Origin of the sequence: Arthrobacter mangrovi (assembly GCF_026011795.1) — a bacterium.
In the GTDB taxonomy this organism is placed as follows: domain Bacteria; phylum Actinomycetota; class Actinomycetes; order Actinomycetales; family Micrococcaceae; genus Crystallibacter; species Crystallibacter mangrovi.
On record NZ_BRVS01000028.1, the window covers coordinates 57,249 to 82,792 of the forward strand.

Here is a 25,544-nt window from a genome sequence, read left to right on the forward strand (position 1 = left end):
ATGGAGTTCAAGGAGGAAGGCTCAGCGGAGTGGCGGGACGTTTCGTTCCCGTCCGGCGCTGGCCTGTCCCTGCTTGAGTATCGCCTCTATCAGGCGATCGCTGAGGAGTACGGCCGGCTGATGCGCGAGGACGGGCGGTCCGGTCCGGCTCCGGGGCTTCGCGGTCAGCGCCAACGCAGAGGCCTTGGTCTCGTGCACTTTGCACCGCCTCCCGTAGACGCTGTTGTCGTGGCTCCAGAGCTCCTGTTTTCGGCACCGGCCGCTGGCGAGGATGCCGCAAGCGCCTCTGCCCCCGCTCCCGCGGATCCGAAGCTCCCTGCTGTTTCCACGTCGGGTTCATCCGATGCCAATGCCACGCCGGAGCACCCGGACGCCTCCCCAGCTTCTACCCCTGTCGTTCCCGATCAGGAGGACACCCCGGCCAAGCCGGAGGGGACCGAAGAGCCGGTTGCCGCTGGTCCCCACGCTGCCTCCGGGGCAGGGGACCCGGTTGCCGCTGATCCCGAGACCGTGTTCGGGCCGGTTGAGGATGAGGGTGAGGACGGGATACCGGATTGGGCGTTGTCTCCGGCACAGCGGGCCAAACGGGAGAAAGCCAGGGAAGCGGCGAAGCCGCGGCCGCCGGCGCTGGTGGAGCACGGGCCGGTGGAATGGTTCCAGGCCTGGCGGGACATCACACCGGCGGACCTGGCCGCCGTGCTCGCCCGGCAGAACGTCAAGCAGCTGGCGGACGGGGTGCTGCTGGAATACCTGGCCGCAGTGGAAAAAGTCACCGCGTCCTGGCAGGCGGCCCGCGTGCGGGGGCTGGACGAGTTCGCTTCCCGCCGCACCGAACCCGGCTCCTTATTGATGGGGCCGGAGGGCCATGACCGGGGCACCGTGCGGGAACTGGCCGCGCACCTGCACCAGTCCCAGAAAACCCTCCACACGGACCTCGCGGACGCGGTCCAGCTCTGCGCGCACTTCCCGGCCACCCTGGAGGCGATGGACGAGGGGCGGGTGGACCTGGGGAGGGCGACCGCGATCGTGCGCGGCTCCCGCGACCTGCCCGCCGCGGTCCTGCCCGAGTACGAGGCGCTGGTGCTGCCCGGGGCGGAGCACGTGGTGAGGGAGACCGTGCAGGACCGCGCCCGGGCGGCCCGGCACCGGCTGCACCCGCAGACACTGGATGAGCGGCATACGACGGCGATGGAGCACCGCGGCGTGTGGTTCCGGCCGCAGGACGACGGCATGGCCGAACTGACCGTGCAGACCGGCGCGGACACGGCGATGAGTGTCTATAACCTGGTGCAGGAGCACGCGAAACACCTCAAAACCCTCGACGGGGAAACCCGCACCCTCGCCCAGCTGCGCGCCGACGTCTTCACCGACCTCTGCCTCCAACCCCGGGTCCCCGCGCCCGTCGGATCCGGGGCCGCCGCCGCCAACGGTGGAATCCAGTTGCCTGGCTCTGAAGGCTCCGGGAATGCCCCGTTCGGCGGAAGCGGCCTCGGCGCGCTTGGGGACGCCGCCGGCGCCGCCTTCGGTCCCGCCGCCAGCGACGCCGGGTCCGGCCCGTTCAACGGACAGGGCGCCGCATTCGGCCTTACCGCCGATACTGCCACTGCCGGGCAGGACGGCGGCTCCGCGACCGGGAACGGGATGGCAGCGGGGCGGGGCGCCGGTGCTGTGAGTGAGGTGTGGGGCGGCGGGAACGTGAAGGCGTTCGTCGCGGTAACGATCCCGCTGGCCACCGCCGCCGGCGGCGACGAACCCGGCGAACTGGCCGGGTACGGGCCGATCCCGCCCGACATGGCCCGCCGGATCGCCGGACTCGCGAAGTCCTGGCTGCCGGTCATCACCGACGAACACAACCAGGCCGTGATCGTCGCCCGCGAAATGCGCCACCCGCCCGAATGGCTCAAACGAGAAATCCGCCTACGCGATCAAACCTGCCGCGGGCTGGGCTGCCGCACCCACTGGAAGCACTGCGAACTCGACCACACCCTGGCCTGGGAACACGGCGGCAAAACCGAACTCGATAACCTCGCCCTGCGCTGCAAGCCGGACCATCTGGCCAAACACAACGACGACTGGCACATCACCCAGGAGCCTCACGGCGTCATCCGCCACCAGACCAGGACCGGCCAAACCTACACCAGCTACCCCGACGGCTCCTGGATCAACAACGGCCTCCAACCACCCCCGCCCCCGCCACCAGACCCCTACAACGACACCACCCCACCACCCTTCTGATATGCAGCTTGGAGTTGTCTGTTGTCATAGGTGGGCGGGTCCGGTTCTTCGGGTCAGCGGCCGCTCAGGGAATTTCCGTCTAACGGTGGATTCTCGGCGGCGTCTAAGACCGCGGTGGCGCCCAACCGCAGCTGAACCCGGCCCGCGGCGCCGCCGTTGAAATTTCTTAGGACCGGCCCCCGGCTCAGGTGAGGTCGGGCCGCGGCGCATTCGGCAAAGACGTCCCTGTAGAGCAACGTCCCGTTTCGAATGTCATCGGAAGTGGTGAAGAAGCCCCGGCTAGGCAGACGGCTCCGGCTCAGTATTCGACGACAGGCGTCAGGGTGACGTTGCCGTCATTGACGGAGAGGCTACCCGTGAAGTTGAACTCTTCCTCCAGCTTCTGCGGTTCTGCGGCTCCAGTAAACAGGTCGATCTCAACGACGTTGAGCTCTGCCGTACCGGTCAGCGGCTCCATGACCCAGGTGCCGTTGCTGGGGTTGATGGCCACCTTGGGATACTTGGTGACCTCCCAGTCGATGCTGTCGTCCTTGACCCGATCCATTGAGGCGCTGAAGGGGCAGCCGGCCGGTTGCAGCACGGCCTGCTCTGCACATCCGTCCAGGAAGCCGCGGACCTGCTTGTCCACCTCGTCAACCAGCTTCTTTGTAGCCTTGGTCTCCAGAGACAGCCGGGCCTCGCCTTCCTGCTCGGGGTCCGTGAGCACCGACTCCTCCACGGGGGCAGCAAAGAACTCGCTCGTAAAGTGCGCCTCGAACGAGCCGGGGTAGAACACGGCGAACTTGTTCTTGCCCTCGGGGAGCGAAACCCGCGTGCCGTTCAGCGATGCCTCGTTTTCATTGACCACGCCGACCTCGACCGTGGGCAGCTCCGCCGGAACGAACCGCCATCGGTCGAAGAACAGCCAGCTCGTGCCGGACTTCTCCAGTTCGAACGACGTCGTGTGGAGCGTCCCCTCAATCGTGTAGGTCGCCGGTACCTCGACCCGGTCGCCGTCCAGTTGCACGGGAGCGCCGACTTCAAGGTCGCTGATGTCCGCGACGGATTGCTTCAACGGCGCGCCGTCGAGCAGCGCGGCGTTAGCGTCCGGAACCTTGGCACGGAGCAGCCCGAGCGCCTTGGCGCCGTCACCGTCCCGGAGCGCATCGAAGTACGCGCGGACCTGGTGCTGAGGGCTGTAAACCTTGGCATTCACAATGACAATAGTGACGACGGCGGCGGCTACAGCGAGCATGAGGCAGAGCAGCCACGCAGCTGCCGTCCGAAGGACCGTCGAATTTCCCACTCTCACACGTTACCTGTTGGGCCGAAGGAAGCCTTGGCGGGGGTGAGCTACATTACGACGGCGATGGCAGGTTGCGTGACAGCGGTAGTTCGGGCCGGGACGGGAGTGCGACGGCGGCGGCGGGCCTGCGCTGGGGCCATCAGCGGCGGCGGCCTGGGTGCGCTGGGTGTAACGGGGGCGTCAGCGGCGGCGCCGGCGGCGGGTGCCGAAGAGGCCGCGCATGAGTTCGCGCCCGAGTACGGTTGCGGCCTGCATGGCGACGTCCTTGATCATGTCGGCCGTCTCCTCCTGCTTCGGTGCCTGGCGAGGCTCTGCCTGCCGCGGCGCACCGGAGCGGCCTCGTGAACCTCGACTTGGCTCGGCGGGATCAGCCGTCGGGACCGGGGGAGCGGGCCGGGGCAGCGGGGTCGGAGCGCCGGACTGCGGGTATGGCGCCGGGCGGCTTGAGGGACGGCCAAGGATGTCTTCTTCGATCCTGCGGGCCTCGGCATCGATCTCGGCCGGCGTGGGCTGGCGGGCGCCCGCGGAACCAGCAGCTCCGGAACGGGAGGCGTCTGCCGGAGGCGGCTCCGACGCCGTCGTACTTCCCGTGGCGTTGCCGGAGACCGGTATTCCACCCAGTTTCTCGTACGCGGAGTGGCTGTCCACGGCCGGACCGTAGACCGGCAGCAGCGGCGAATTCCGGATCAGGCCGTCGACGGTCTCGGCGGGGGAAGGGCCGATGGTCGATTGCGGCGCACGCATGCGGGTCAGGGCCACCGGGGTCGGCGCACCCCGCTCGTTCATGACGGTCACGACGGCTTCGCCGATGCCGGCGCTGGTGAGTACTTCCTCGAGGTCGTAGTCGCTCATGGGGAAGGTCGAGACGGTGGCCTTGAGCGCCTTGGCATCGTCCGGTGTGAAGGCGCGCAGCGCGTGCTGGATGCGGTTGGCGAGCTGCCCGAGCACTTCGGAGGGCACGTCCTTGGGCGTCTGGGTCACGAAGAAGATGCCGACACCCTTGGACCGGATCAGGCGAACCGTCGTCGTGACGGACTCCAGGAAGGCCTTGGACGCGCCGCGGAACAACAGATGCGCCTCGTCGAGGAAGAAGACCAGCTTCGGCTTGTCCAGATCGCCCGCCTCGGGGAGCTCGGTGAACAGGTCGGCCAGCAGCCACATGAGGAAGGTGGAGAAGAGGGCCGGCTTGCCCTGCAGCGTCGGCAGTTCCAGGCAGGAAATGATGCCGCGGCCGTCCTGGGCGGTGCGCAGCAGCTCGGCCGTTTCGAACTCGGTCTCGCCGAAGAATTTGTCCATGCCCTGGGCCTCGAGCATGACGAGTTCGCGGAGGATGACCCCGGCGGTGGATTTGGAGAGCCCGCCGAGCGACTCGAGCTGCTCCTTGCCGTCGTCGGACACCAGGAACTGGATGACCGCGCGAAGGTCCGCCAGATTGTAGAGCTCCAGATCGTTCTTGTCCGCGTAGTGGAACACGAGCTGCAGGCTGGACTCCTGGGTCTCGTTCAGGTCCATCACGCGGGCCAGCAGCAGCGGGCCGAAATCCGAGACACGGGCTCGCACCGGGACGCCCTTGCCGTCGCCGCCGAGGCTAAAGTACTCCACCGGGAATGCGGCCGGCGCCCAGTCCTGCCCCACGCTCTGCGTCCGCTCGGTGAGCTTGGCGCTGCCGGCCGCGGGTGTGGAGAGCCCGGTCAGGTCGCCCTTGATGTCGGCGAGGAAGACGGCCACGCCTTGGGCGCTGAGCTGCTCGGCGATCACCTGCAGCGTGACGGTCTTGCCTGTTCCGGTGGCCCCGGCCACCAGCCCGTGCCGGTTCATCATCGCCAGCGGCAGCCGGACAGGAGCATCTGCGTAGGGGACGTCGCCTACCATCGCCACGCCAAGGTGCACGGTCGGCCCCTCGAACCGGTAGCCCTGCCGGATCTTTTCCACGTGGCCGGCAGCCTCGAGTTTCGCCATGAGTGCAGACTACACAGCATCGTCCCGAAGGACACCGGGTTTGTTCAGGCGAGCAGCCCGGCCAGCACCATCATCGCCGGCACCGCGGCAATCGTGGTCAGCAGCACCGTGTCCTTGGCGATCACCACTCCGCTTTCGTAGCGCTGCGCGGTGACAAAGACGTTCTGGGCGCTGGGCAGGGCCGCGAGGACGACGGCGGAGAACAGCAGGTGCCCCTCCATCCCCAGCGCGTAACGCGCGACGACGTAGGCGACGGCCGGCTGCAGGAGCAGCTTCAGCGCTGAGCCCAGCAGGACATCCTTGCGGCGGCCGCCGTTGGCCTGCAGCGGCTTTGACCCGTTGAGGGAAATTCCGAAGGCCATCAGCATGGCCGGGACTGCGGCGCCGCCGATCAGCCGGATCGGTTCCATCACGACCTCGGGCAGCTGCCATCCGGTGGCGGCCAGGACCAGGCCGATCGCCGTGCCGATCAGGATCGGATTCCGCACGATCTGGAGCAGGAAGCTGAAGACCGTGGTGCGGTGCCGGCTAGTGGTGGAATCCAGCGCCATCAGGAACAGCGGCGAGAAGAACGCCAGCTGGAAGATCAGCACCGGCGCGACCAGCGTCGCATCGCCCAGCACGTAGGCCGCGACCGGGATGCCCAGGTTCGCGGAGTTCACCAGGGACGCCGACATGGCCCCGATGAGCCCCTCGGAAATGCCGCGCTTGAACCAGAGCCGGACCACCGCAAGGTATACCAGGGCCACCGCGACGGCGCTGGCGGCGGCCACGATGAGCGTGCTGGAGAAAATGACTTCGAGATCGGATTCGCTCAGCGTCTCCAGCAGCAGGCACGGGCTGGCCACGAAGAAGGCGAGCCGGCTCAGCGCCAGGCTGCCGCCCGGTCCCAGCAGGTTGCCCCGGCCGACGGCAAAGCCGACGAGGATAATGGTCCAGACAACGGAGAACCCGGCGATGACCCCCAGCACGGCGCGGCGTTCGCAGCCGCTACTTGACGGCGAACGGCGGGCGCAGCAGCCCTTCCGTAATGGCCTCGGCGGGATCCGACCCGAGTTCGACGATCTTGTTCCCCGCGTCCACATGCACGACCTTCGGCACGTAGGCCTTCGCCTCGTCCGTGGTCATATCCGCATAGGTGATCAGGATGACGATGTCCCCCTGGTGGACCAGGTGGGCCGCGGGACCGTTGATGCCCAGCACGCCGGACCCGCGTTCGCCCGCGATCGTGTAGGTCTCGAGCCGGGCGCCGTTCGTGACGTCCACGATGGAAACCAGCTCGCCGGGCAGGATGTCAGCGGCGTCGAGCAGGTCAAGATCCACCGTCACGGAGCCCACGTAATGCAGGTCTGCATGGGTGACGGTGGCGCGGTGGATCTTGGACTTAAACATCTTCCGGTTCATCGCTTTCAAGTCTAGTCCGTGTCCGCCGCCACAAGTGAGACCACCCCTGACAGCATGTCCGCCCAGGTGAACCGCGCGGCACTGCTGGCCTGGCCCCAGGCCCGGGTTTACGCTGGAGGCTGAGGCGGCCGGCCTGCTGCGGCAGGCGTAACGGCCAACGAACCGACCGGAGCAGGAGGCCCTGATGAGCACGAATGCGCAGGACAAGAACGACGGCGGTACGCGCCGCAGTGACGGAATTTCGGCCGGTGATCCGGGCGGCGAAGTCCGGCCGGGCGAGCGGGCGGCGGCATCCGGCCGGAGGGCCGAGCCTGAGACTGCACCGCAGACCACGGTGCTGGGGGCGCAGGGAGGCGCCGGGTCAGCCGGTGCCGCAACCGGCGCAGGGAGGGACGAAACTACCGTGCTGGATACCCCGGCCCGGGCAGGCGGCGGGACGGGTACGGGTGCAGCGGGGACTTCGAATGAGACCACCGTGCTCGATACGCCGGGCCGGGCGGGGAGCCGGACGGCCGGGGGTGCAGCGGGGACTTCGAATGAGACCACCGTGCTGGGGACGTCGGCGGCGGCTGCCGGCGCAGGTGCCGCGGGCTCGGGCGGCCGGCGGCAGAGCCTCAGCGCCGAGCGGCGGCTGGACGATGAGCGCTCCTACTCGGACACCAGCGCCTACCGGCCCGTCACGCCGCTGGACCGGGACACGATGTACGTCAATCAGCGCCAGGCCTACGGCGGCGTCAAGGTCGGTTCCGCGTTCTTCGGCTGGCTCAGCGCAGCCGCGCTGACGGTGCTGCTCTTTTCGCTCGCCGCCGGCGTCGTCGCGGCCGTCGGCTACAACAGCGGCGCGCTGCCGCAGGATCCGCGTTCCCTCGCCTCCGACACCAACAGCGCGCTGGGCATCACGGCCATTGTTGTCGCGCTGGTTCTGTTGTTCATCGCCTACTTCGGCGGGGGCTACGTCGCGGGCCGGATGGCGCGCTTCGACGGACTGCGGCAGGGCCTGGCCGTGTGGGTGTGGGCGCTCGTGATGGCGGTGCTGGCCACGGTGATCGGGCTGGCCACCGGCGGCATGGACCTGGTCAACACCGTTACCGGCAGCGCCGCCCTGTCCTCCATGGTGCAGGACCTGTCGGTTCCGGGCCTGATCACCCTCGGCGTGGTACTGCTGGTCACGCTGGCCGGCGCGCTGCTCGGCGGCCTCGCCGGGATGCGCTTCCACCGCAAAGTGGACCGCGCCGGGTTCGAGGCCCAGGAAGAGTATTAGGGAACCCGCTCCCGTAAAGTAGAAAGGCCCTGCCGCCGGCAGGGCCTTTCTACGTTCCATGGAGCGGGCGACGGGAATCGAACCCGCGTATCAAGCTTGGGAAGCTAGCGCTCTACCATTGAGCTACGCCCGCCTTCGTCATCCGCTAACCGGGTATCCGGCCCGAACAACGAGCTCCAGCTTACAACACCGGAGCTGCAGGCCTGAACCGTGACATGCCGGCACGGTCCAGGCGCTCGAATAGCGGAGGGCCCGGACCAGGCGGCGGCTACACGTTGGCCCGGTCCCTCCCGCGAGCGTCGGCGATTTCCTCGGCCCGGGCGGCGTTGGCTTCCTCGGTCAGGGCGGCGCCGGCGGCCGCGTCGCGCGTGAGGTTCTCACCGGTCTCGGGATCGAAGAGATGCAGCTTCCGGGTGTCCAGCCAGAGCTCGGCGGGCCGGCCGCCGCGGATCCGGCTGGCCGCGTCCAGGGTTACCACGATCTGCGGGCGCAGCTCGTCCGCATCCATGTCGCGGGCCAGGCCGTCGAGCAGGGACCGCACCTCCGGGTCCGGATCGAAGTTGATGTAGCCGTACTGTTCGTTGCCGAGCCACTCGGTGTGCGTCAGCTCGGCGGTGAACGTGGAGCCATGGGGGAGCTTGGCCTCGTCCACCAAAGAGGCATCCTCGAAGAATTCCGGGCGGACGCCGACCAGGACCAGGCGTTTGCCCTCGATTGCGGCGGCCTTGCGGGAGTCGACCTCGATATCGCCGACGGCGGTCTTCAGGACGTTGCCGGAGACGGTGGCCGGAACGAAGTTCATGGAAGGCGAGCCGATGAAGCCGGCTACGAAGAGGTTGACCGGCTGCTCGTACAGCTCCCGCGGCGAGGCGATCTGCTGCAGCACGCCCTTCTTCAGGACCGCGACCCGGTCGCCGAGCGTCATGGCTTCCGTCTGGTCGTGCGTGACGTAGACGGACGTGACGCCCAGGCGGCGCTGCATCTGCGAGATTTCCGAGCGCATCTGGCCGCGCAGCTTGGCATCGAGGTTGGAGAGCGGCTCGTCGAAGAGGAAGGCGTCGGCCTGCCGCACGATGGCCCGGCCCATGGCGACGCGCTGGCGCTGGCCGCCGGAGAGGTTGCCGGGCTTGCGCTCGAGATGGTCCGTCAGCTCCAGGGTCCTGGCGGCGTCCGTCACGAGGCGGCGGATGTCTTCCTCGCTGTGCTTGCCCTTTCCGAGCCGGAGCGGGAAGGCGATGTTCTCGAAGACCGTCAGGTGCGGATAGAGGGCATAGTTCTGGAACACCATGGCCAGGTTGCGGTCCCGGGGCGCCTTCTCGTTGACCCGCTGGCCGTCGATCAGCAGGTCCCCGGAGGTGATGTCCTCCAGGCCCACGATCATGCGCAGCAGTGTCGACTTGCCGCAGCCCGAAGGGCCCACGAGGATGATGAACTCGCCGTCGGCGATGTCGATGCTGACATCGTTGACCGCGGGGAAGCCGTCCCCGTACTGCTTGACGAGATGGTTGAGGGTGATCGATGCCATGGCTTCGGCTACCTTTCTGTGGCGCGGGTCAGCCCTTGACGGCGCCCTGGGTCAGGCCTGAGACGATCTGGCGCTGGAACAGCAGCACCAGCAGGACGATGGGGATGGTGACGATGATGGCGGCGGCGGAGATCGCGCCGACCGGGGCCTCGAACTGGGAGGCGCCGGTGAAGAAAGCCAGTGCCGCAGGCACCGGCCGGGCGGCCTCCGTCGAGGTGAGCGAGATGCCGTACACGAAGTCGTTCCACGCAATGAAGAAGGCGATGATCGCCGTCGTGAATACGCCCGGCGCGGCGAGCGGCACGATGGCCTTGCGGAACGCCTGCCAGGTGGTGGCGCCGTCGACCTGCGCGGCCTGCTCCAGCTCCCACGGGATCTGGCGGAAGAACGCCGCGAGGGTCCAGATGGAGATCGGCAGGGTCAGCGACAGGTAGGGGATGATCAGGCCGGGCCAGGTGTCGTAGAGGCCGATGTTGCGCCAAAGGTTGAACAACGGGGTGACGATCGAGATGACCGGGAAGATGGATACCGCCAGCGCCGTGGTCAGGATCAGCTTCTTCCCCGGGAAGTCCAGCCGCGCGATCGCGTAGGCGCAGAGCGTGGCCAGCACGACGGCGATGAAGGTGGCGATGAGGGAGATGCCGATCGAGTTCCAGAGCGAGCTGAGGAACAGTTCCTGCGCGTCGCCGACCAGGATCTCCTGGTAGTTCACGCTGCTCCAGTTCGTGGGCAGGAACTTGCCGGAGGTCAGGTCGCTCGGCTCCTTGAACGAGGTCGCCAGGATCGAGGCCACCGGGAAGAGCGCGTACACCAGCACGAGGATCGAAATGACGGTCCAGACCAGCCGTTCCTTAGTCCTGCTTTTCATTATTTACCCCCTCGGGCGCCGGCGAGGTCGACTTTGAAGAGCTTGATCGCGATGAAGCAGATCAGCAGCACGCAGATGAACAGCAGCACCGATACCGCCGAGCCGAGCCCGATTTCGAGGCGGCTGATGGAGGTGCGGTAGGCCAGCAGCGAGAGCACCTCAGTGCCGAAAGCGCCGTTGGTCATGATGAAGACGTTGTCGAAGATCCTGAAGGCATCGAGGGCCCGGAACAGCACGGCCACCATGATGGCCGCCTTCATGTTCGGCAGGATCACCCGGCTCATCCGCTCCCACCAGGTGGCGCCGTCCACCTCCGCGGCCTCTGTCAGTTCGTCCGGCACCTGTGCCAGCCCGGCCAGCAGCAGCAGCGAGATGAACGGCGTGGTCTTCCAGATTTCCGAGGCCATGATGACGAACAGCGAGGTGCCGCCCTGGGCGAACCAGTTGAGGTCCGGATCAATGCCGGGGACCCAGTCGAACCAGTTGTTGATGAAGCCGGAGTTGATGTCGAAGGCGTAGAACCAGGCGAAGGCCGAGACCACCGTGATGATGCCGTAGGGGACCAGGATGGCGGTGCGGAGCAGGCCGCGCACGGACTTGAGTGCCTTGTGCATCACGAGCGCCAGGGCGAAGCCGAGGATGAGTTCGACGACGACGGTGACCACCGTGATCAGCAGCGTCACGCCGAGGTCGCGCCACCAGACCTCGTCCGTGAGGATCGTGGCGTAGTTGCCGAGGCCGATGAATTCGCGCTCGTCCGGCGCCGTGAGGCGGTAGTTGAAGAGCGAGTCGAAGACCGCCTGCAGGATCGGGTAGGCGGTGACGGCCAGCATGACCACGAAGGCCGGGCCCGCCAGCAGCCAGCCGAGCCGGCGCTCCGCCTTGACCCGGTCGCTGAACTGCGGCGCCGGCTTCTGCGCGGTCTGCGGGCGGGCGGTTTTCACTGAGGTACTCACAGCAGGTTCTCCCCTCTGAGCACTGATGTGATGAAGTCTGCGGTGGTCTGCGGCGTACTTTGCGGGTCAACGGTGGACGGCGGCGTCCAGCGCTGCTGCAGGCTGGTGGTGACTTCGTTGTAGTAGGGCGTCTGCGGCCGCGGGGCCGACTGCTCCAGGGACTCGCGGATGGTGTCCGCCATCGGGAACTTCTCCTTGATGGCCGGGTCCTTGTAGGCCTCCGTGTTCGACGGCGGATTGCCGTTGGTCACGAAGTATTCCGCCTGGTTTTCGGGAGACACGATGCATTCGATGGCCTGGTACGCCAGGTCCGGGTGTTCGCTGTCCGCGCCGACGCCGAGGTTGATGCCGCCGAGCGGGGGCCGTGCTTCCTCGCCGGCGTTCACCTCGGGGTAGAGGGCCCAGCCGATGTCGTCGATCAGGGACTTGTCCAGCGATCCGGATTCGACGGCTGCGTTGGTGGCCGGCCAGACGAAGGGCCAGTTCACCATGAAGGAACCCTTGTCTCCCTGGAACAGGATCATCGAGTTGTTCTCGTCCTGGGTGGGAAGGCCGGGGCTGCCCAGCCCGTCCTTGCCGATGGTGGAGATGATCTCGGCCGCCTTGATGCCGGCATCCGAGGTCAGGCCGAGCTGGATTTCGTCGCCGGGAGCCTCGGGGTTCTCGATGATCTGTCCGCCTCCGGACTCGACCAGGGCGTTGATCCAGACCGTCATCGATTCCCCGCGCTGCCCCTGGACGCCGAGGTACTTGTCCTGGCTTTCCGCGGCCTTGATGAGCTGGTCCCAGGTGACCGGCTTGCTCATGTCCAGCCCGGCGGCCTCCGCCACCGACTTGCGGTACCAGAGCAGCTGGGTGTTGGCCCAGAACGGGACGGTGACCAGCTGGTCCTTCCAGCGGGCTCCGGCGAGGGCGCCGTCGACCACGTTCGCGGTGGTCCGCTGCGCGACGTCCTCCGGGACCGGCGCGAGGAAGCCGGGCTCGGCGAGCTCTGGGATGAACGGCGGATCCAGGCTCATGATGTCCAGCGAGGAATCGCCGGCGGCCAGCCGTCGGGCGAGCTGCTCCCGCTGCGAGGCCGCCTCGTTGGGCAGCAGCGACGTTTCGATCCGGTAGGCGCCGTTGGATGCCTCGGTGCACTTCTGCGCAATGGCTTCCTGGCCCCCGTCGTCGGGGTTGATGTACCAGGTCAACGTGGGCGGGCCCTCTTCGGGCGCGCACCCGGTTAACAGCATCGCGCCCAGGGCCAGCGTCACGCCGGCCAGGGCGCGGGGTCTATTTCGGCCCGTGGACTGTGGCCTCTCCGCTCGCGGCATAAATATCGCGCCTCCACCTCGTTGTAGGACGTCGGGGCGGCTGTGCGCCCCGTCACTCCTAAGTAGCCTTGCTAATCTCGACCATATGCCCGAAAACGGAATCTCGGCTAGTCACAGCCGCAGGCCGCAACCGAAAAGATGCACAGGAGAGGGTTCAGCGCGCGATTTCGGGCTCCCGGACCAGCCGGCGGACGAGCGGTTCGGCGAAGCGTGCGACCACCGGACCCGCCACGGCGGTCAGCATGACGTAGGCCGTGACCAGCGCGGCGAGCTGCCCGTCGATGGCACCGGATGCCACGGCCAGCCCGGCGATGACGATGGAGAATTCGCCGCGGGCGATGAGCGTGGTGCCGGCCCGCAGCTGGCCCCAGCGGCCGATGCCGCTGCGCCGCGCCGCCCAGCTTCCGGTGGCCATCTTCGTTGCTGCCGTCGCCAAGGCCAGCAGGACGGCCCAGCCCAGCACCGGCGGAATGGTGGCCGGATCGGTGTTGAGGCCGAAGACCACGAAGAACATGGCGGCGAAGACGTCCCGCAGCGGCTCCAGCACCCGCACGGCGTTCTCCGCCGTCGACCCCGAAATGGCGATGCCCAGCAGGAAGGAGCCCACGGCGGCCGAGACCTGCAGGGTCGAGGCGATGCCGGCAACCAGCAGCGCGGCGCCGATGAGCCTGAGGAGGAAGGTTTCCTGGTCCGGGCTGTGGATCCACGAGGAAATGCGGTGCCCGTGCCGCAGCGCCAGCAGCAGGACCGCGCTGACGACCAGCAGCGAGATTCCGACGGCCTGCAGGCCGCCGAGGAAGCTGGCCCCGGCGAGCACGGCCGTGAGGATCGGCAGGTAGACCGCCATAGCCAAATCCTCCAGCACTAGGATCGAGAGGACCGTCGGCGTCTCGCGGTTGCCCAGCCTGCCCAGGTCGGTCAGCACCTTGGCGGCGATGCCGGACGAGGAAATGTAGGTCACCCCGCCGAGCACCATGGCGCCGACCCCGCCCCAGCCGAACATCAGCGCCATCACCGCGCCGGGGGTGAAGCTGAGGACCAGGTCGGCCAGCCCGGCCGGCCACGACTGGCCGAGGCCGGTGACCAGCTCCTTGGCGGTATATTCCAGGCCGAGCATAAGCAGCAGCAGGACCACGCCGATCTCGCTGGCAATGTGGCCGAATTCGGCGATGCCGCCGAACTCGATGAGCCCGCCGTGGCCGAAGGCGAGGCCGCCGAGCAGGTAGAGCGGAACGGGCGACATGCCCATGCGTGCGGCAATGCGGCCCAGCAGGCCGAGGCCCAGGAAGATGATCCCGAGTTCGAGCAGCGCAACCGTCGTGCCGCCCATGGCGGCTCAGCTTCCGTTCAGGATGGCCGTGGCGGCGGCCAGGCCCTCGTCGGTCCCGACGATAACCAGGACATCCTCGGCCAGCAGCTCCTCCGACGGGGCCGGAGAAGGCAGGATCTCGCCCGCCCGGGCGATGGCGACGATGGAGGCGCCCGTGCTGCTGCGGATGTGGGCGTCGCCCAGGGAGCGCCCGGCGAACGGCGAATTCCGGGTCAGCGGCACCTGCATGGTCCTGATGCCCGGCAGCTCGCGGTGCTCTTCGCTGAGCTGGGCCACCAGCTGGGGACCGCCCAGCAGGCTGCCCAGGGTGGCTGCCTCCTGCACGCTCAGCGGGATCGACGCGAGGCAGGCATCCGGGTCATCCAGCTTGGAGACAATCAGCTCGGTCTCTCCGTCGCGGTGGATGACAATCCCCACCCGGCGTCCGGAGTCGAGCACCAGTTCACGTCTGACCCCGATGCCCGGCAGGGGAGTCTCTTCCACGTCCATGGCTCCACTTTAGACGGCACGGAGCGCCCGCGGCAGCGGCGCGTACGCTGGTACAAAACCGCCAGGCAGCCACGCCGGACCGACATTGGAGCGCCATGTCCGTGGAGAAGAACACCCGCAGCTTCGAGCAGGGGATCGAGACCGATTTTTCGGACAAGATGAGCTACGGCTCCTACCTGAGACTGGACCTCCTGCTGGCCGCCCAGCAGCCGGTCAGCCGCCCCGAGCACCACGATGAGCTGCTGTTCATCATCCAGCACCAGGCCACCGAGCTCTGGTTCAAGCTCATCCTGCACGAGCTGCGCGCGGTGCGGACCGAGCTGCGCGCCGACGACCTGCGCCAGGCGATGAAGGGCATCGCCCGGGTCAAGCACATCCAGCGCACGCTCACCGAGCAGTGGTCGGTGCTGGCCACGCTGACCCCTTCCGAGTACGCGCAGTTCCGCGGCGACCTCGGCGCCTCCTCCGGCTTCCAGTCCTGGCAGTACCGCGCGGTGGAGTTCCTGCTGGGCAACAAGAACCCGGCCATGCTGGAGGTCTTCGCGGCGGACCCGGCCGCCCACGCCCTGCTCTCGGACTTGCTCGATGCGACGAGCATCTATGACGAGTTCCTGGCCCTGCTGCACCGCCGGGGCTACGCGGTGCCTCCGGCCGTGCTCGAGCGCGACGTCCGCGAGGCCCACGTGTTCAGCCGGGAGCTGGTGGCCGCGTTCAAGTACATCTACGAGAACACGCATGACAACTGGGATGTCTACGAGGCGTGCGAGGAACTCGTGGACCTGGAGGAGAATTTCCAGCTCTGGCGCTTCCGCCACCTGAAGACGGTGGAGCGCACCATCGGCTACAAACCCGGCACCGGAGGCTCCTCCGGCGCGGCGTTCCTGCAGAAGGCGCTCGAGTTGACGTTCTTTCCCGAACTGCTCGCGGTCCGCACGGAGATCGGCCGCCCCTGAGCGGACCCGAAGTACGACGGCGCGCAGCCCGCCTTTCGCGCGCACCGCGCGGCTCCGCCGTCGTACTCTGCGCCGTCGTACTCTGCGCCGTCATACTCCCCGCCGTCGTACTGCAGGCTGCCGGCGCCCGGGCGGGCGCGGGTCAGCGGAAGACGTTGTAGCCGGTGAAGCCGGAGCCCTCCTGGCTGCGCGTGCCGAAGCGGCCGGCGGCGTAGGGGTAGTAACGCAGGGCGCCGTCCTTGAACTTCGCCATGAAGCCGGTCGAGCCGGCCGCGGCGTAGCCGTAGAGCGGCGTGAGGGAGGAAACCTTGTCCCAGCCGCTGCCGCCGATCTGCTGGCGTGCCGACGCGGCCGTGCTGAGCGCGCCGGTGCCGTTGCCCGGGTAGACGTACAGCTCTCCGGTGCGGCGCACCGCGACGATGTCCTGCCTGCCGTCCTGGTTCCAGTCGAGCAGGGTCGGCCGGTAGGCGCCCCAGCCGCGGCTGAAGACCTTGCCGGCGGAGAGTCCTGCGCCGGAGCCGTTGCGGTAGTAGAACAGGGAGCCGTCGGACCAGCGCTTGGCGACCAGGCCCGGGTAGCGGTCCGCCGACCTCCAGTCGCCGGCGGTGATGTCGAAGCGGGCGAAGCCGCTGCCGACCTGCCGCGGGGCTTGGAAGCCGCCGCCGGCCTTGCCGTAGTTGACCAGCAGCCGGCCGTCCTTCATCTGCAGGAGCAGGTCGATGGTGCCGTCGCGGTTCCAGTCCACCGTGGTGCCGGTCCGGACGCCGCCGTAGGCGGTGTCGATCCGCACCCGCGCGTGCAGCCGTCCCGCGCCGCCGGGATAGCGCCAGAGCTCGCCCGCGGTGTCCGCGGCGAGGACGTCGGCGTAGCTGCGCACGCTCGGCTTGCCCAGGACGTAGTAGTGCTCCATCGTCGGGATCTTCTTGGAGCGCATCTCGGCGGCCAACGAGACGCCGACGTAGCGCAGGTGCCAAGGCTCGTAGGTGTAGCCGGTGGTGGCTTCCTGGCCCTTGGGGTAGCGGACGATGAAGCCGTACTTGTAGGCGTTGGCCGCCACCCACTTGCCCGCCGCGGTGTCGCCGAAGCAGGCGGCCAGGCCGCACGAGCCGCTGGCGAGCCCGACGTCCACGGCCAGGCCGGTCTGGTGCTCGCTGTAGCCCGGCCGGGCCGAGATCCGGTCCGCGTAGGCCCTGCCGTACGTCTGGACGTAGTAGTTGTAGAGGTCGCGCTGCTGCGTGTAGGAACGGTAGGCGCTGACGACGGCGACGGAGTGGCCGGCGTTGGCCGCCCCCGTGAACAGGCCGGAGAGCTTGGACCTCACATCCGAGCGCATCCGATGGCCGGTGCCCTTCCAGCTGACCAGGGACGGCGTGTACTTGGCCGGACTCAGCGGATGGTCCTTGTTGACCAGGACCCTGCTGCTTCCCGGGTCCCGGACCGGTTCGGCGGCCCCGGCGGGAGGCGCGGCGAACAGGGCGAGGACCAAGGCGGCGGCGGTGGCGAGCGCCGCCAGCAGGGATCGAAGACGGCGCGGCGGTGCGGTGGTCATGTGTTACCCCCTGGTGTTGCGTTGCGGCGCAGCGGTGGTCCCATCTTGGCACCGGCCGGCGGGAAGGGACAGCTTCCTGAAGTGTTGCGGGGCCGCGGCGGACAGATTCAGGGGCGGCAGGGCCGATGCGATATTTTTGGAAGGTGCTGATCTCAGACCGGGATATCCGGAAAGAAATCGATGCCCGGCGCATCGTCCTGGAACCCTACCTGCCGGAGATGGTCCAGCCGTCCAGCGTGGACGTGCGGATCGACCGGTTTTTCCGGCTCTTCGACAACCACAAATACGCCCACATCGATCCGCAGCTGGAGCAGCCCGAGCTGACCCGGCTGGTCGAGGTGGATCCGGACGAGCCCTTCATCCTGCACCCCGGGGAGTTCGTGCTCGGTTCCACCTATGAGACGGTCACCCTGCCGGACGACATCGCCGCCCGCCTCGAGGGCAAGTCCTCGCTGGGCCGGCTTGGCCTGCTGACCCACTCAACCGCCGGCTTCATCGACCCGGGGTTCTCGGGGCACGTAACGCTGGAGCTGTCCAACATGGCCACCCTGCCGATCAAGCTGTGGCCCGGCTCCAAGATCGGCCAGCTCTGCTTCTTCCGCCTGTCCTCTCCGGCCGAGTACGCCTACGGATCGGGCCAGTACGGCAACCGCTACCAGGGGCAGCGGGGGCCGACGGCGTCGCGCAGCCACCTGAACTTCCACCGCACCAGGATCGAGCGCTAGGCTCCCCGCCCGGTCCGGGGCCGGGCCCTTCTGGACTGCGCAGCCGGGGAATGGGCCTTCCCTGCTGCCGCGGAGATGACCGCGTCGGCAGCGAGGCCGGCGGCGGCACCCGCCGCGTAGGCCGCCAGGTCAAAGAGGCCAAACGTCGTTCCGAAGACGAGGCGGATCGGGGTCCATGCGGAGGCCAGCGCGGCCGGGATCCCCGTGAGCTGGAAGAGCTCTATGGCCGTGCAGGCTGCCAGCGCCGCGAGTGCGGCCAACGGCCGGGGCTTCCGGGGGAGCAGGAAAGCGATCGCCACGTAGACCATCACGGCGTACAGCGCGTCTCCCGCCGGGCCGGCCCAGGCGGGCTCGCCGAGGGCGCGGACCGACAGTCCGAGCACGATCGTTGCCGCCCCTGCGGCCACGAGCGCCGCGCGCCGCTTCCCGGCGCTCCGGGCCGCGCCCGGCCCGGGTGCTTCGTCAACCCCGCTCTCCAGCGCGCCGTCGACCGCGCTGTCCGCCGCTCTGTCCATCACGCCGTCGACCGCTCAGGCTGCCGGCGTCGTCGCGGTGGGAACCTCGCGCGGCTCCTTGACCGGCAGCAGTAGCAGCAGCCCGGCCAGCAGGACGACGAGGATGCCGAGGATGCCGAAGCGCTGGGCGCCGAAGATGCCGATGCAGACGGCGAAGAGCGTGGGGGCCAGGAAGCTGACGGCCCGGCCGGTGGTGGCGTAGAGGCCGAAGTATTCGCCTTCCTCGCCGCGTGGCGCGAGCCGGGCGAGGTAGGCGCGGCTGGAGGCCTGGGCGGGCCCGACGAACAGGCAGAGCAACAGGCCGCAGACCCAGAAGGTCGTGGTGCCGCTCCAGGTAAGGCCCAGGACGCTGTGGTTTTCCGCGCCGAGCAGGAAGATCGCGGTCCCCGCCGCCAGCAGGCCGAGCAGCGAGCCGACGATGACCCTCTTGGGTCCGACCCGATCATCCAGGTAGCCGCCGGCCACGGCGCCGAGGGCGGCGACGACGTTGCCGGCGATGGCGAAGACGATGACGCCCGTCAGCGGGAAGCCGAAGGTGCCGGCTGCGATGACGCCGCCGAAGGTGAAGACGGCGGCCAGCCCGTCCCGGAAGACTGCGCTCGCGAGCAGGAAGAAGATGGTGTGCGGACTGGTCCGGTAGATGGCCTTGATCCGGCGGAACAGCAGCCCGTAGGAGCCCGCTATGCCGAGCTTGGCCGCCATGGGCTGGCGCGGAATCTCCGGGACTGTGAAGAGCACGGGAAGCGCGAAGGCCATGAACCACACGGCGGAGAACACGGCGACGAGCCTGATGTTCAGCCCGTCCGCTGCGGTGGCCCCGAACCACCCGTTCTCGGGGAGGACGAAGCCGACGAGCACCAGCGCGAGGGCCACGATCCCGCCCACGTAGCCCATGGCCCAGCCGAAGCCGCTGATCTTGCCGACCGTCGCCGGCGTGGAGATCTGGCCCAGCATGGCGTTGTAGTTGACGCCGGCGAACTCGGAGAACAGGGTGGCGAGGGCGATCAGGCCGACGCCGAGGAAGAGGAAGCCGGGGGAGGGGTACACGAAGAAGCACAGCGCGGTCAGCACGGCAACGGCAATGCTGTTGACGCCCAGCCAGTACTTCCGCCGCCCGCCCGTGTCGGACCGCTGGCCGGTTACCGGGGCGAGCAGCGCGATGGCCAGCCCGGAGAGGGCGAGGCCGTAGCCCAGGATGCGGGAGGCATAGTCCTCGCCGCCGAACGCGTCGCTGGTTAGGTAGACCGTAAAGACGAACGTCGTCATGACCGCGTTGAAGGCGGCCGAGCCCCAGTCCCAGGAAGCCCACGCCAGCACATGCTTCTTGTTGATTTCCCCCAGGGCTGAATTCCCGGTCCCGCTGGGCGAGGCCGGGGTGTGAGGCGAGTGGCTCATAGCCAGATGGTACCGCCCGGGCGGGAGGGCAAGTATTCCATGGGTAGAATGGAACCTGTCTTCCCCCTAGTCTTGCCGTCGATCCCCAGAAGGTAGCTCCGGAGAATATCGTGCTCGTTGTGCTCGCCCTGTTGTTCTTGGTGGCCTTCGTAGCGCCCTGGATATTCCGGAAGATCGGCCGGTCGACGTTCTATATACTCGCCGCTGTACCCGCTGCCGGATTCGTCTGGCTGATGGCGACGTTCGACCGCTACACCGGCGCGGAGCAAGGCGCCCTGGCCGGCGCGCCCAATGCGCCGCCGTCGGAAACCATTGCCTGGATCCCGGAACTGAAGCTCGAGCTGGCGTTCCGGATGGACACCCTCTCCGCCGTGCTCTCCATCCTGATCCTCGGCGTCGGCGCGCTGGTGCTCTTCTACTGCGCCCGTTACTTCAAGGTCCAGGACCCCAACATCGGCCCGTTCGGCGCGCAGCTGCTGGCCTTCGCCGGCGCGATGTTCGGCCTCGTGATCACCGACGACCTGATCATGCTCTACATCTTCTGGGAACTGACCACGGTCCTGTCCTACCTCCTGATCGGCTACGCCCGGAACCGGCTGGCCGCCCGCCGCTCCGCGCTGCAGGCGCTGATGGTCACCACCTTCGGCGGCCTGACCATGCTGATCGGCCTGATCATGGTGGGCCAGACCGCCGGGACCTACCGGATCTCGGAGATCATGGCCCGGGCGCCGGAGCTGGTGCAGCAGGGCATGCTGATCGACGTCGCCATCTTCCTGATCCTCGTCGGTGCGGTGAGCAAGTCCGCGCTGGTGCCCTTCCACTTCTGGCTGCCGGCCGCCATGGCCGCCCCCACCCCGGTCAGCGCCTACCTGCACGCCGCCGCGATGGTGAAGGCGGGCGTCTACCTGGTCGCCAGGCTGGCCCCGGGCTTCTCCACTACCGCGTACTGGGACTGGACGGTGCTGGGCCTCGGCCTGCTCACCATGCTTGCGGGCGGCTGGCTGGCGCTCAAACAGTTCGACCTGAAGCTCATCCTGGCCTACGGCACGGTCAGCCAGCTCGGCTTCCTGATGATGGTGGTCGGGCTCGGCAACCGCGACGGCGCGCTGGCCGGGCTCGCGCTCCTGCTGGCCCACGGCTTCTTCAAGGCCACGTTGTTCCTGGTCGTCGGCATCATCGACCACCAGTCCGGAACCCGCGACATCCGCAAGCTCTCTGGCCTCTACCGCTCCTCCAAGCCGCTCTTCGCCGTGGCAGTGATCGGCGCCGCGTCGATGGCGGGCCTGCCGCCGCTGCTGGGCTTCGTCGCGAAGGAGACGGTCTACGAAACGTTCGTCCACGAGGCCGAGAAGTCCGGCGCGGTCGGCTACCTGCTGCTGGCGGGCATCGTCATCGGTTCGATGCTGACCTTCGCCTACAGTGCACGCTTCGTCTGGGGCGGGTTCGCGTACAAACCGAACGTCAGGAAGACCGCCTTCACCCCGGTCCCGCCGAGCTTCCTCGCCGCCCCGGCGGTCCTGGCCGCGGCCACGGTGCTGGCCGGCCTCTGGCCAGGCCCTGCTGACAAGGCCGTCCAGCCCTACGTAACCCTGTACGAGCCGGATGGCGCCCCGGACGGGCACCTCGCGCTCTGGCACGGCCTGACCCCGGCGCTGGGGCTGACTGCGGTCACCTTGGCCGTCGGGTACCTGCTCTTCCGCTTCCGCGGCCAAGTCGGCTCCTTCCAGGACCGCTTCTCCGGCGGCCTCACCGGCGAGCGTGCCTACCGCGGGATCGTCGGGGTGCTGGACGAGACGGCGGTCTGGATCACCGGCCGGACGCAGCGCGGTTCGCTCATCTACTACCTGTTCGTCATCCTCGGCGTGGCCGTGGTGACGCCGATCAGCGCGGTCATCCTGCTGGATCCGCCGTGGCCGGACAGCTGGGTCCTGGCAGACTCCCCGGCCCAGCTGGTCGCCGGGGCAGGCATCATCCTGGCCGCGCTGGGCGCGATCCGCGCCAACAAGCGTTTCCTGGCCGTGCTGATGGTCTCGGTCACCGGCTACGGCATCGCCCTGATCTTCGCCCTGCAGGGCGCCCCCGACCTGGCGCTGACCCAGATGCTGGTGGAGACGATCGCGCTCGTGGCGATCGTGCTGGCGCTGCGGTCGCTGCCCGCGCGGCTCTGGCTGCGCGCCCCCGGCGGCTTCAAGCTGCTGCGCGCGCTGCTTGGCGTGGCGGTCGGCGGGGCGATGGTGGTCATCGCGATGACGTCGATGGCGGCCCGTACCCAGCTTCCGGTGTCGCTGGAGTTCCCGTCCCTGGCGTACGACGACGGCGGTGGCGCCAACATCGTCAACGTCACCCTGGTGGACATCCGGGCGTGGGACACCTTCGGGGAGATTTCGGTGCTGGCCATCGCGGCCACGGGCGTGGCAAGCCTGATCTTCGTGCGCAGCCGCGGCGACAAGCGCACCCGCGCGGCCGGGGTCGCCTCCGGCTCCGTGGACCGCATCACCGAGCTGCCGCAGCGGCACGGGGACAAGGCCGCGCTGCTGACGGCCCGGCGCTTCGCGACGGTGGCCAAGGAGACCTGGCTGGTCGCCGGGCGCACGCTGGCCCCGGAACGCCGGTCCATCATCTTCGAAGTCGTGACGCGGCTGCTGTTCCACTCCGTAATCATCTTCTCCATCTATCTTCTGCTGGCCGGCCACAACGCCCCGGGCGGCGGCTTCGCCGGCGGCCTGCTGGCGGGGCTGGCGCTGACCGTCCGCTACCTGGCCGGAGGACGCGTCGAGCTGGCGGAGGCCTCGCCGGTCAGCGCCGGCTTCCTGCTGGGCGCCGGCCTGTGCACCGCGTCGCTTTCAGCCGTGGTCCCGCTGGTGCTGGGCGGCGGGATCTTCCAGAGCGCGATCCTGCACTTCAGCCTGCCGGTCTTCGGCGACCACAAGTTCGTCACCTCGACCTTCTTCGATATCGGCGTCTACCTCGTCGTGGTCGGCCTGGTCCTGGACGTGCTGCGCAGCTTCGGCGCCGAGATCGACGAACGCAGCGAGGACCAGCATCCGATACCGCATCGAGGCAGGCCGCATGAGGCACCGGAACCCGTCGAGGAAGGAGTCGCACGATGACCGTGAACATTACGCTGCTGGCGGTCATGGGCGTGCTCGTCGCGGTGGGTGTCTACCTGATCCTCGAGCGAAGCCTGACCCGGGTCATGCTGGGGCTGATGCTGCTGGCCAACGGGGCCAACATCCTCCTGCTGAGCACCGGCGGGGCAGCGGGGCTCGCGCCGCTCTACCGCTCGGACATAGCGCCCGAGGACTACAACGATCCGCTGCCCCAGGCGCTGATCCTGACCTCGATCGTCATATCGTTCGCCGTGACCGCCTTCATGCTCGGCATCATCTACCGCTCCTGGGTGCTGGGCCGCCAGGACGAGGTCCAGGACGATATCGAAGACCGCCGCGTGCGCAACCAGTCCAGTTTCGATGCCGAGGACGACACGGCCATCCCGGTCGAAACCACCGAGTTCGTCCCGGAGGACGCGGATGAGCGTCCGGCCGGCAAGAAAACCAAGCAAAGGGGAAGCCGATGAATGCCGCGTCGCTGGCGCCGCTCGCCGTCGCACTCCCCTTCATGGGCGCGGGACTGACGTTCCTGCTGCTCCGGCACCCCTCGGCCCAGCGCTTCTTCTCGGTCAGCACGCTGGCGCTGACCCTGGCGGTTGAGCTCATCCTGCTCGTGACGGCCTGGACGTCCGGACCGCAGTCCGTCTCGATCGGCGGCTGGGTTCCGCCGTTCGGCATCAACATGGTGGTGGACGAACTGTCCTCGCTGATGCTGGTGATTTCCACCTGCGTGAGCCTGGCCGTTTTGGTGTACGCCGCGGGCCAGGGCATGGCCGACGGGGACGAAGACGGGCCAGTCTCGATCTTCCATCCGACGTTCCTGATCCTGGTGGCGGGCGTCTCGAACGCGTTCCTGACCGGAGACCTGTTCAACCTCTACGTCGGCTTCGAGATCCTGCTGACGGCCAGCTACGTGCTGATGACCATGGGCGGCACCGGCCCCCGGGTGCGTGCGGGTGTGACGTACGTGGTGGTCAGCGTCATCTCCTCGATGCTGTTCCTGCTCTCCATCGCGATGATCTACGCCGCCACCGGCACCGTGAACATGGCGGACCTGGCGGTGAAGCTCGGCGAACTGGACGGCTCGACGCAGATGATCCTGCACCTGATGCTGGTGGTCGCGTTCGGCATCAAGGCCGCGGTGTTCCCGCTGTCCTTCTGGCTCCCCGACTCCTACCCGACGGCCCCGGCGCCGGTCACGGCGGTGTTCGCCGGCCTGCTCACCAAGGTCGGCGTCTACGCGCTGATCCGCACCGAGACCCTGCTGTTCCCGGGGGACCGGATCAACAGCTTCCTGATGATCGTGGCGCTGCTGACCATGGTCGTGGGCATCCTCGGCGCGCTGGCGCAGATCGACATCAAGCGTATGCTGTCCTTCACACTCGTCAGCCACATCGGCTACATGGTCTTCGGGCTGGCGATGGGCTCGGTGCTCGGGCTGGCCTCCACGGTCTACTACGTGGCCCACCACATCACCGTCCAGACGAGCCTCTTCCTGGTCACCGGTCTGATCGAGCGGCGCGGCGGGACCTCCAACATGGACCGGCTGGGCGGACTGGCCCGGCTGTCGCCGCTGCTGGCGATCCTGTTCTTCGTGCCCGCGATGAACCTGGCCGGGATCCCGCCGTTCTCCGGCTTCCTGGGCAAGCTGGGCCTGCTCCAGGCCGGCGTCGACCTGGGCACGCCGCTGGCATACGTGCTGGTGGCGGGCGGCGTGCTGACCTCGCTGCTGACCCTGCTGGCCATGGCGCGGGTCTGGAACCGTGCCTTCTGGCGCACTCCCGCGGACGCGGAGCATCCGGACCCGGTCCTGCTGGCGGCCGTCCCCGACCGTGCCCCGCGCGGAGAGCACATCGTGCCGGCCAAAGCACCCGCCGTCGCGCTGAAGGTCGCGGCCGGCAAGGCGCCGCAGACAACCAGCAACGTGCTGCCCAAGAGCATGGTGGGTGCCACGATCGGGCTCGTCGTCCTCGGCGTCGCGCTGACGGTGTTCGCCGGCCCGCTCTTCCAGCTCAGCGAACAGGCGGGCCTGGGCCTGCTGGAACGGGTGCCCTATATCGAAGCGGTGCTCGGACCCGGCGCGGCGGAAGGAGCCCGGCCGTGACCCGAACCCGGATCCCGCTGCTGAAGGAAATCCCGCTGCTCGTCTGGCTGGTGATTATGTGGGGCGCCCTGTGGCAGGACTACAGCGCGGGCAACCTCATCTTCGGCCTGGCCATCGCGCTCGTCGTGGTCAACGTTTTCTACCTGCCGCCGGTGGAGCTGGGCGGCAGGCTCAACGTCCTGGCCGGCCTGCTCTTCGTCGTGAAGTTCATCGGCAACGTCGCGGTGGCCAGCTTCCAGGTCCTCTGGGTGGCGGTGGCCAAGGGGCCGCGGACCAAGAACGCGGTGCTGGCGGTCCGGCTGCGAAGCCGCTCCGACCTGATCGTGACCGCCACCGGCCACACGATCTCGCTCATCCCGGGCAGCCTCGTGGTGGACGTGGACAGGTCCACGTCCACGCTCTACCTGCACTGCCTGGACATCGAGTCCCCCGAGGGCGCCGAGCGGTTCAGGGACCAGGTGCTGCGGATCGAGGAAGGGCTGATCAGGAGCATCGGCAGCAAGGAGGAAATGGCCATCATCAGGGACGGAAAACTGCAGGCGCAGCAGGGAGGCACACGGTGACC

Annotated in this window: 21 protein-coding genes and 1 tRNA gene; 8 read left to right on the forward strand and 14 right to left on the reverse strand. The window is 68.3% G+C overall.

All coding sequences use genetic code 11. From position 1 onward, the window contains the following. The first annotated feature begins 228 nt into the window (after positions 1 to 228). Positions 229 to 2,235 (forward strand): DUF222 domain-containing protein, encoded by a 2,007-nt coding sequence (locus tag AHIS1636_RS18485; RefSeq protein ID WP_264797326.1) that lies wholly within the window; start codon positions 229 to 231, stop codon positions 2,233 to 2,235. 298 nt (positions 2,236 to 2,533) lie between these two features. On the opposite strand, the gene AHIS1636_RS18490 is transcribed toward AHIS1636_RS18485, so the two are convergent. From AHIS1636_RS18490 to panD, 4 genes are all read right to left on the reverse strand, one after another. Beyond that, positions 2,534 to 3,520: a zinc ribbon domain-containing protein gene (locus AHIS1636_RS18490; protein WP_264797327.1), complete on the reverse strand. Its 987-nt coding sequence runs from the start codon at positions 3,518 to 3,520 to the stop codon at positions 2,534 to 2,536. Between the two features lie 180 nt (positions 3,521 to 3,700). Further along, on the reverse strand, positions 3,701 to 5,479 hold the full coding sequence (locus tag AHIS1636_RS18495; RefSeq protein WP_264797328.1) for a helicase HerA-like domain-containing protein: 1,779 nt from the start codon (positions 5,477 to 5,479) through the stop codon (positions 3,701 to 3,703). A gap of 44 nt (positions 5,480 to 5,523) precedes the next feature. Next, on the reverse strand, positions 5,524 to 6,450 hold the full coding sequence (locus AHIS1636_RS18500) for an AEC family transporter (RefSeq protein WP_264797329.1): 927 nt from the start codon (positions 6,448 to 6,450) through the stop codon (positions 5,524 to 5,526). A 19-nt stretch (positions 6,451 to 6,469) separates the two neighbouring features. After that, positions 6,470 to 6,883: an aspartate 1-decarboxylase gene (gene panD, locus AHIS1636_RS18505; protein WP_264797330.1), complete on the reverse strand. Its 414-nt coding sequence runs from the start codon at positions 6,881 to 6,883 to the stop codon at positions 6,470 to 6,472. Between the two features lie 184 nt (positions 6,884 to 7,067). Here panD and AHIS1636_RS18510 point away from each other — a divergent pair, with 184 nt between their 5' ends. After that, a complete protein-coding gene (locus AHIS1636_RS18510; RefSeq protein WP_264797331.1) occupies positions 7,068 to 8,144 on the forward strand; it encodes a hypothetical protein in 1,077 nt (358 codons plus the stop codon). Between the two features lie 59 nt (positions 8,145 to 8,203). Here AHIS1636_RS18510 and AHIS1636_RS18515 read toward each other — a convergent pair. From AHIS1636_RS18515 to AHIS1636_RS18545, 7 genes are all read right to left on the reverse strand, one after another. Then, positions 8,204 to 8,277 (reverse strand) — tRNA-Gly (locus AHIS1636_RS18515). Between the two features lie 135 nt (positions 8,278 to 8,412). After that, entirely contained in the window at positions 8,413 to 9,669 is a 1,257-nt protein-coding gene (locus AHIS1636_RS18520) for an ABC transporter ATP-binding protein (RefSeq protein WP_264797332.1), read from the reverse strand. 28 nt (positions 9,670 to 9,697) lie between these two features. After that, positions 9,698 to 10,537, reverse strand: a complete 840-nt coding sequence (locus AHIS1636_RS18525; RefSeq protein ID WP_264797333.1) for a carbohydrate ABC transporter permease — start codon at positions 10,535 to 10,537, stop codon at positions 9,698 to 9,700. After that, a complete protein-coding gene (locus AHIS1636_RS18530; protein ID WP_275116388.1) occupies positions 10,537 to 11,493 on the reverse strand; it encodes a carbohydrate ABC transporter permease in 957 nt (318 codons plus the stop codon). Before AHIS1636_RS18530 ends, AHIS1636_RS18525 begins: the two co-directional genes overlap by 1 nt. Beyond that, complete coding sequence (locus tag AHIS1636_RS18535) at positions 11,490 to 12,809, reverse strand: sugar ABC transporter substrate-binding protein (RefSeq protein WP_373875880.1); 1,320 nt, start codon at positions 12,807 to 12,809, stop codon at positions 11,490 to 11,492. Before AHIS1636_RS18535 ends, AHIS1636_RS18530 begins: the two co-directional genes overlap by 4 nt. 154 nt (positions 12,810 to 12,963) lie before the next feature. Next, positions 12,964 to 14,139 (reverse strand): cation:proton antiporter, encoded by a 1,176-nt coding sequence (locus tag AHIS1636_RS18540; protein ID WP_264797334.1) that lies wholly within the window; start codon positions 14,137 to 14,139, stop codon positions 12,964 to 12,966. Positions 14,140 to 14,145: 6 nt separating this feature from the next. Beyond that, the gene (locus AHIS1636_RS18545) at positions 14,146 to 14,628 is read right to left on the reverse strand and encodes a cation:proton antiporter regulatory subunit (protein ID WP_264797335.1); all 483 of its coding nucleotides are present in this window, start codon (positions 14,626 to 14,628) and stop codon (positions 14,146 to 14,148) included. Positions 14,629 to 14,723: 95 nt separating this feature from the next. Between AHIS1636_RS18545 and AHIS1636_RS18550 the strand changes: the two genes are divergently transcribed. Continuing rightward, positions 14,724 to 15,581: a tryptophan 2,3-dioxygenase gene (locus AHIS1636_RS18550; RefSeq protein ID WP_264797336.1), complete on the forward strand. Its 858-nt coding sequence runs from the start codon at positions 14,724 to 14,726 to the stop codon at positions 15,579 to 15,581. 142 nt (positions 15,582 to 15,723) lie between these two features. On the opposite strand, the gene AHIS1636_RS18555 is transcribed toward AHIS1636_RS18550, so the two are convergent. After that, on the reverse strand, positions 15,724 to 17,130 hold the full coding sequence (locus AHIS1636_RS18555; RefSeq protein WP_264797337.1) for a M15 family metallopeptidase: 1,407 nt from the start codon (positions 17,128 to 17,130) through the stop codon (positions 15,724 to 15,726). Between the two features lie 143 nt (positions 17,131 to 17,273). Here AHIS1636_RS18555 and dcd point away from each other — a divergent pair, with 143 nt between their 5' ends. Next, positions 17,274 to 17,855, forward strand: coding sequence for a dCTP deaminase (gene dcd / locus AHIS1636_RS18560; protein ID WP_264797338.1), 582 nt, complete (start codon positions 17,274 to 17,276; stop codon positions 17,853 to 17,855). On the opposite strand, the gene AHIS1636_RS18565 is transcribed toward dcd, so the two are convergent. Both AHIS1636_RS18565 and AHIS1636_RS18570 read right to left on the reverse strand, forming a co-directional pair. Next, entirely contained in the window at positions 17,852 to 18,370 is a 519-nt protein-coding gene (locus AHIS1636_RS18565; RefSeq protein WP_264797360.1) for a ribosomal maturation YjgA family protein, read from the reverse strand. The two genes, dcd and AHIS1636_RS18565, sit on opposite strands and share 4 nt — an antisense overlap. Positions 18,371 to 18,385: 15 nt before the next feature. Then, complete coding sequence (locus tag AHIS1636_RS18570; RefSeq protein WP_373875882.1) at positions 18,386 to 19,765, reverse strand: MFS transporter; 1,380 nt, start codon at positions 19,763 to 19,765, stop codon at positions 18,386 to 18,388. 110 nt (positions 19,766 to 19,875) lie between these two features. Here AHIS1636_RS18570 and AHIS1636_RS18575 point away from each other — a divergent pair, with 110 nt between their 5' ends. From AHIS1636_RS18575 to AHIS1636_RS18590, 4 genes are read left to right on the forward strand one after another with little or no spacing between them, the layout of a single operon-like run. Then, positions 19,876 to 22,875, forward strand: a complete 3,000-nt coding sequence (locus AHIS1636_RS18575; RefSeq protein WP_264797339.1) for a Na+/H+ antiporter subunit A — start codon at positions 19,876 to 19,878, stop codon at positions 22,873 to 22,875. Further along, entirely contained in the window at positions 22,872 to 23,342 is a 471-nt protein-coding gene (locus AHIS1636_RS18580; RefSeq protein WP_264797340.1) for a Na(+)/H(+) antiporter subunit C, read from the forward strand. Before AHIS1636_RS18575 ends, AHIS1636_RS18580 begins: the two co-directional genes overlap by 4 nt. Beyond that, the gene (locus tag AHIS1636_RS18585) at positions 23,339 to 24,979 is read left to right on the forward strand and encodes a Na+/H+ antiporter subunit D (RefSeq protein ID WP_264797341.1); all 1,641 of its coding nucleotides are present in this window, start codon (positions 23,339 to 23,341) and stop codon (positions 24,977 to 24,979) included. Before AHIS1636_RS18580 ends, AHIS1636_RS18585 begins: the two co-directional genes overlap by 4 nt. Next, positions 24,976 to 25,542 (forward strand): Na+/H+ antiporter subunit E, encoded by a 567-nt coding sequence (locus AHIS1636_RS18590; RefSeq protein ID WP_264797343.1) that lies wholly within the window; start codon positions 24,976 to 24,978, stop codon positions 25,540 to 25,542. Before AHIS1636_RS18585 ends, AHIS1636_RS18590 begins: the two co-directional genes overlap by 4 nt. Positions 25,543 to 25,544 lie beyond the last annotated feature (2 nt).

Bases quoted from the DNA above. Each gene is read 5' to 3' on its own strand.
- AHIS1636_RS18550 (WP_264797336.1), top strand. From the start codon at position 14,724: ATGTCCGTGGAGAAGAACACCCGCAGCTTCGAGCAGGGGATCGAGACC.
- AHIS1636_RS18555 (WP_264797337.1), bottom strand. From the start codon at position 17,130: ATGACCACCGCACCGCCGCGCCGTCTTCGATCCCTGCTGGCGGCGCTC.
- AHIS1636_RS18570 (WP_373875882.1), bottom strand. From the start codon at position 19,765: ATGAGCCACTCGCCTCACACCCCGGCCTCGCCCAGCGGGACCGGGAAT.
- AHIS1636_RS18545 (WP_264797335.1), bottom strand. From the start codon at position 14,628: ATGGACGTGGAAGAGACTCCCCTGCCGGGCATCGGGGTCAGACGTGAA.
- AHIS1636_RS18565 (WP_264797360.1), bottom strand. From the start codon at position 18,370: ATGGACAGAGCGGCGGACAGCGCGGTCGACGGCGCGCTGGAGAGCGGG.
- AHIS1636_RS18585 (WP_264797341.1), top strand. From the start codon at position 23,339: ATGAATGCCGCGTCGCTGGCGCCGCTCGCCGTCGCACTCCCCTTCATG.
- AHIS1636_RS18495 (WP_264797328.1), bottom strand. From the start codon at position 5,479: ATGGCGAAACTCGAGGCTGCCGGCCACGTGGAAAAGATCCGGCAGGGC.
- AHIS1636_RS18510 (WP_264797331.1), top strand. From the start codon at position 7,068: ATGAGCACGAATGCGCAGGACAAGAACGACGGCGGTACGCGCCGCAGT.
- AHIS1636_RS18520 (WP_264797332.1), bottom strand. From the start codon at position 9,669: ATGGCATCGATCACCCTCAACCATCTCGTCAAGCAGTACGGGGACGGC.
- panD (WP_264797330.1), bottom strand. From the start codon at position 6,883: ATGAACCGGAAGATGTTTAAGTCCAAGATCCACCGCGCCACCGTCACC.
- AHIS1636_RS18540 (WP_264797334.1), bottom strand. From the start codon at position 14,139: ATGGGCGGCACGACGGTTGCGCTGCTCGAACTCGGGATCATCTTCCTG.
- AHIS1636_RS18525 (WP_264797333.1), bottom strand. From the start codon at position 10,537: ATGAAAAGCAGGACTAAGGAACGGCTGGTCTGGACCGTCATTTCGATC.
- AHIS1636_RS18580 (WP_264797340.1), top strand. From the start codon at position 22,872: ATGACCGTGAACATTACGCTGCTGGCGGTCATGGGCGTGCTCGTCGCG.
- AHIS1636_RS18535 (WP_373875880.1), bottom strand. From the start codon at position 12,809: ATGCCGCGAGCGGAGAGGCCACAGTCCACGGGCCGAAATAGACCCCGC.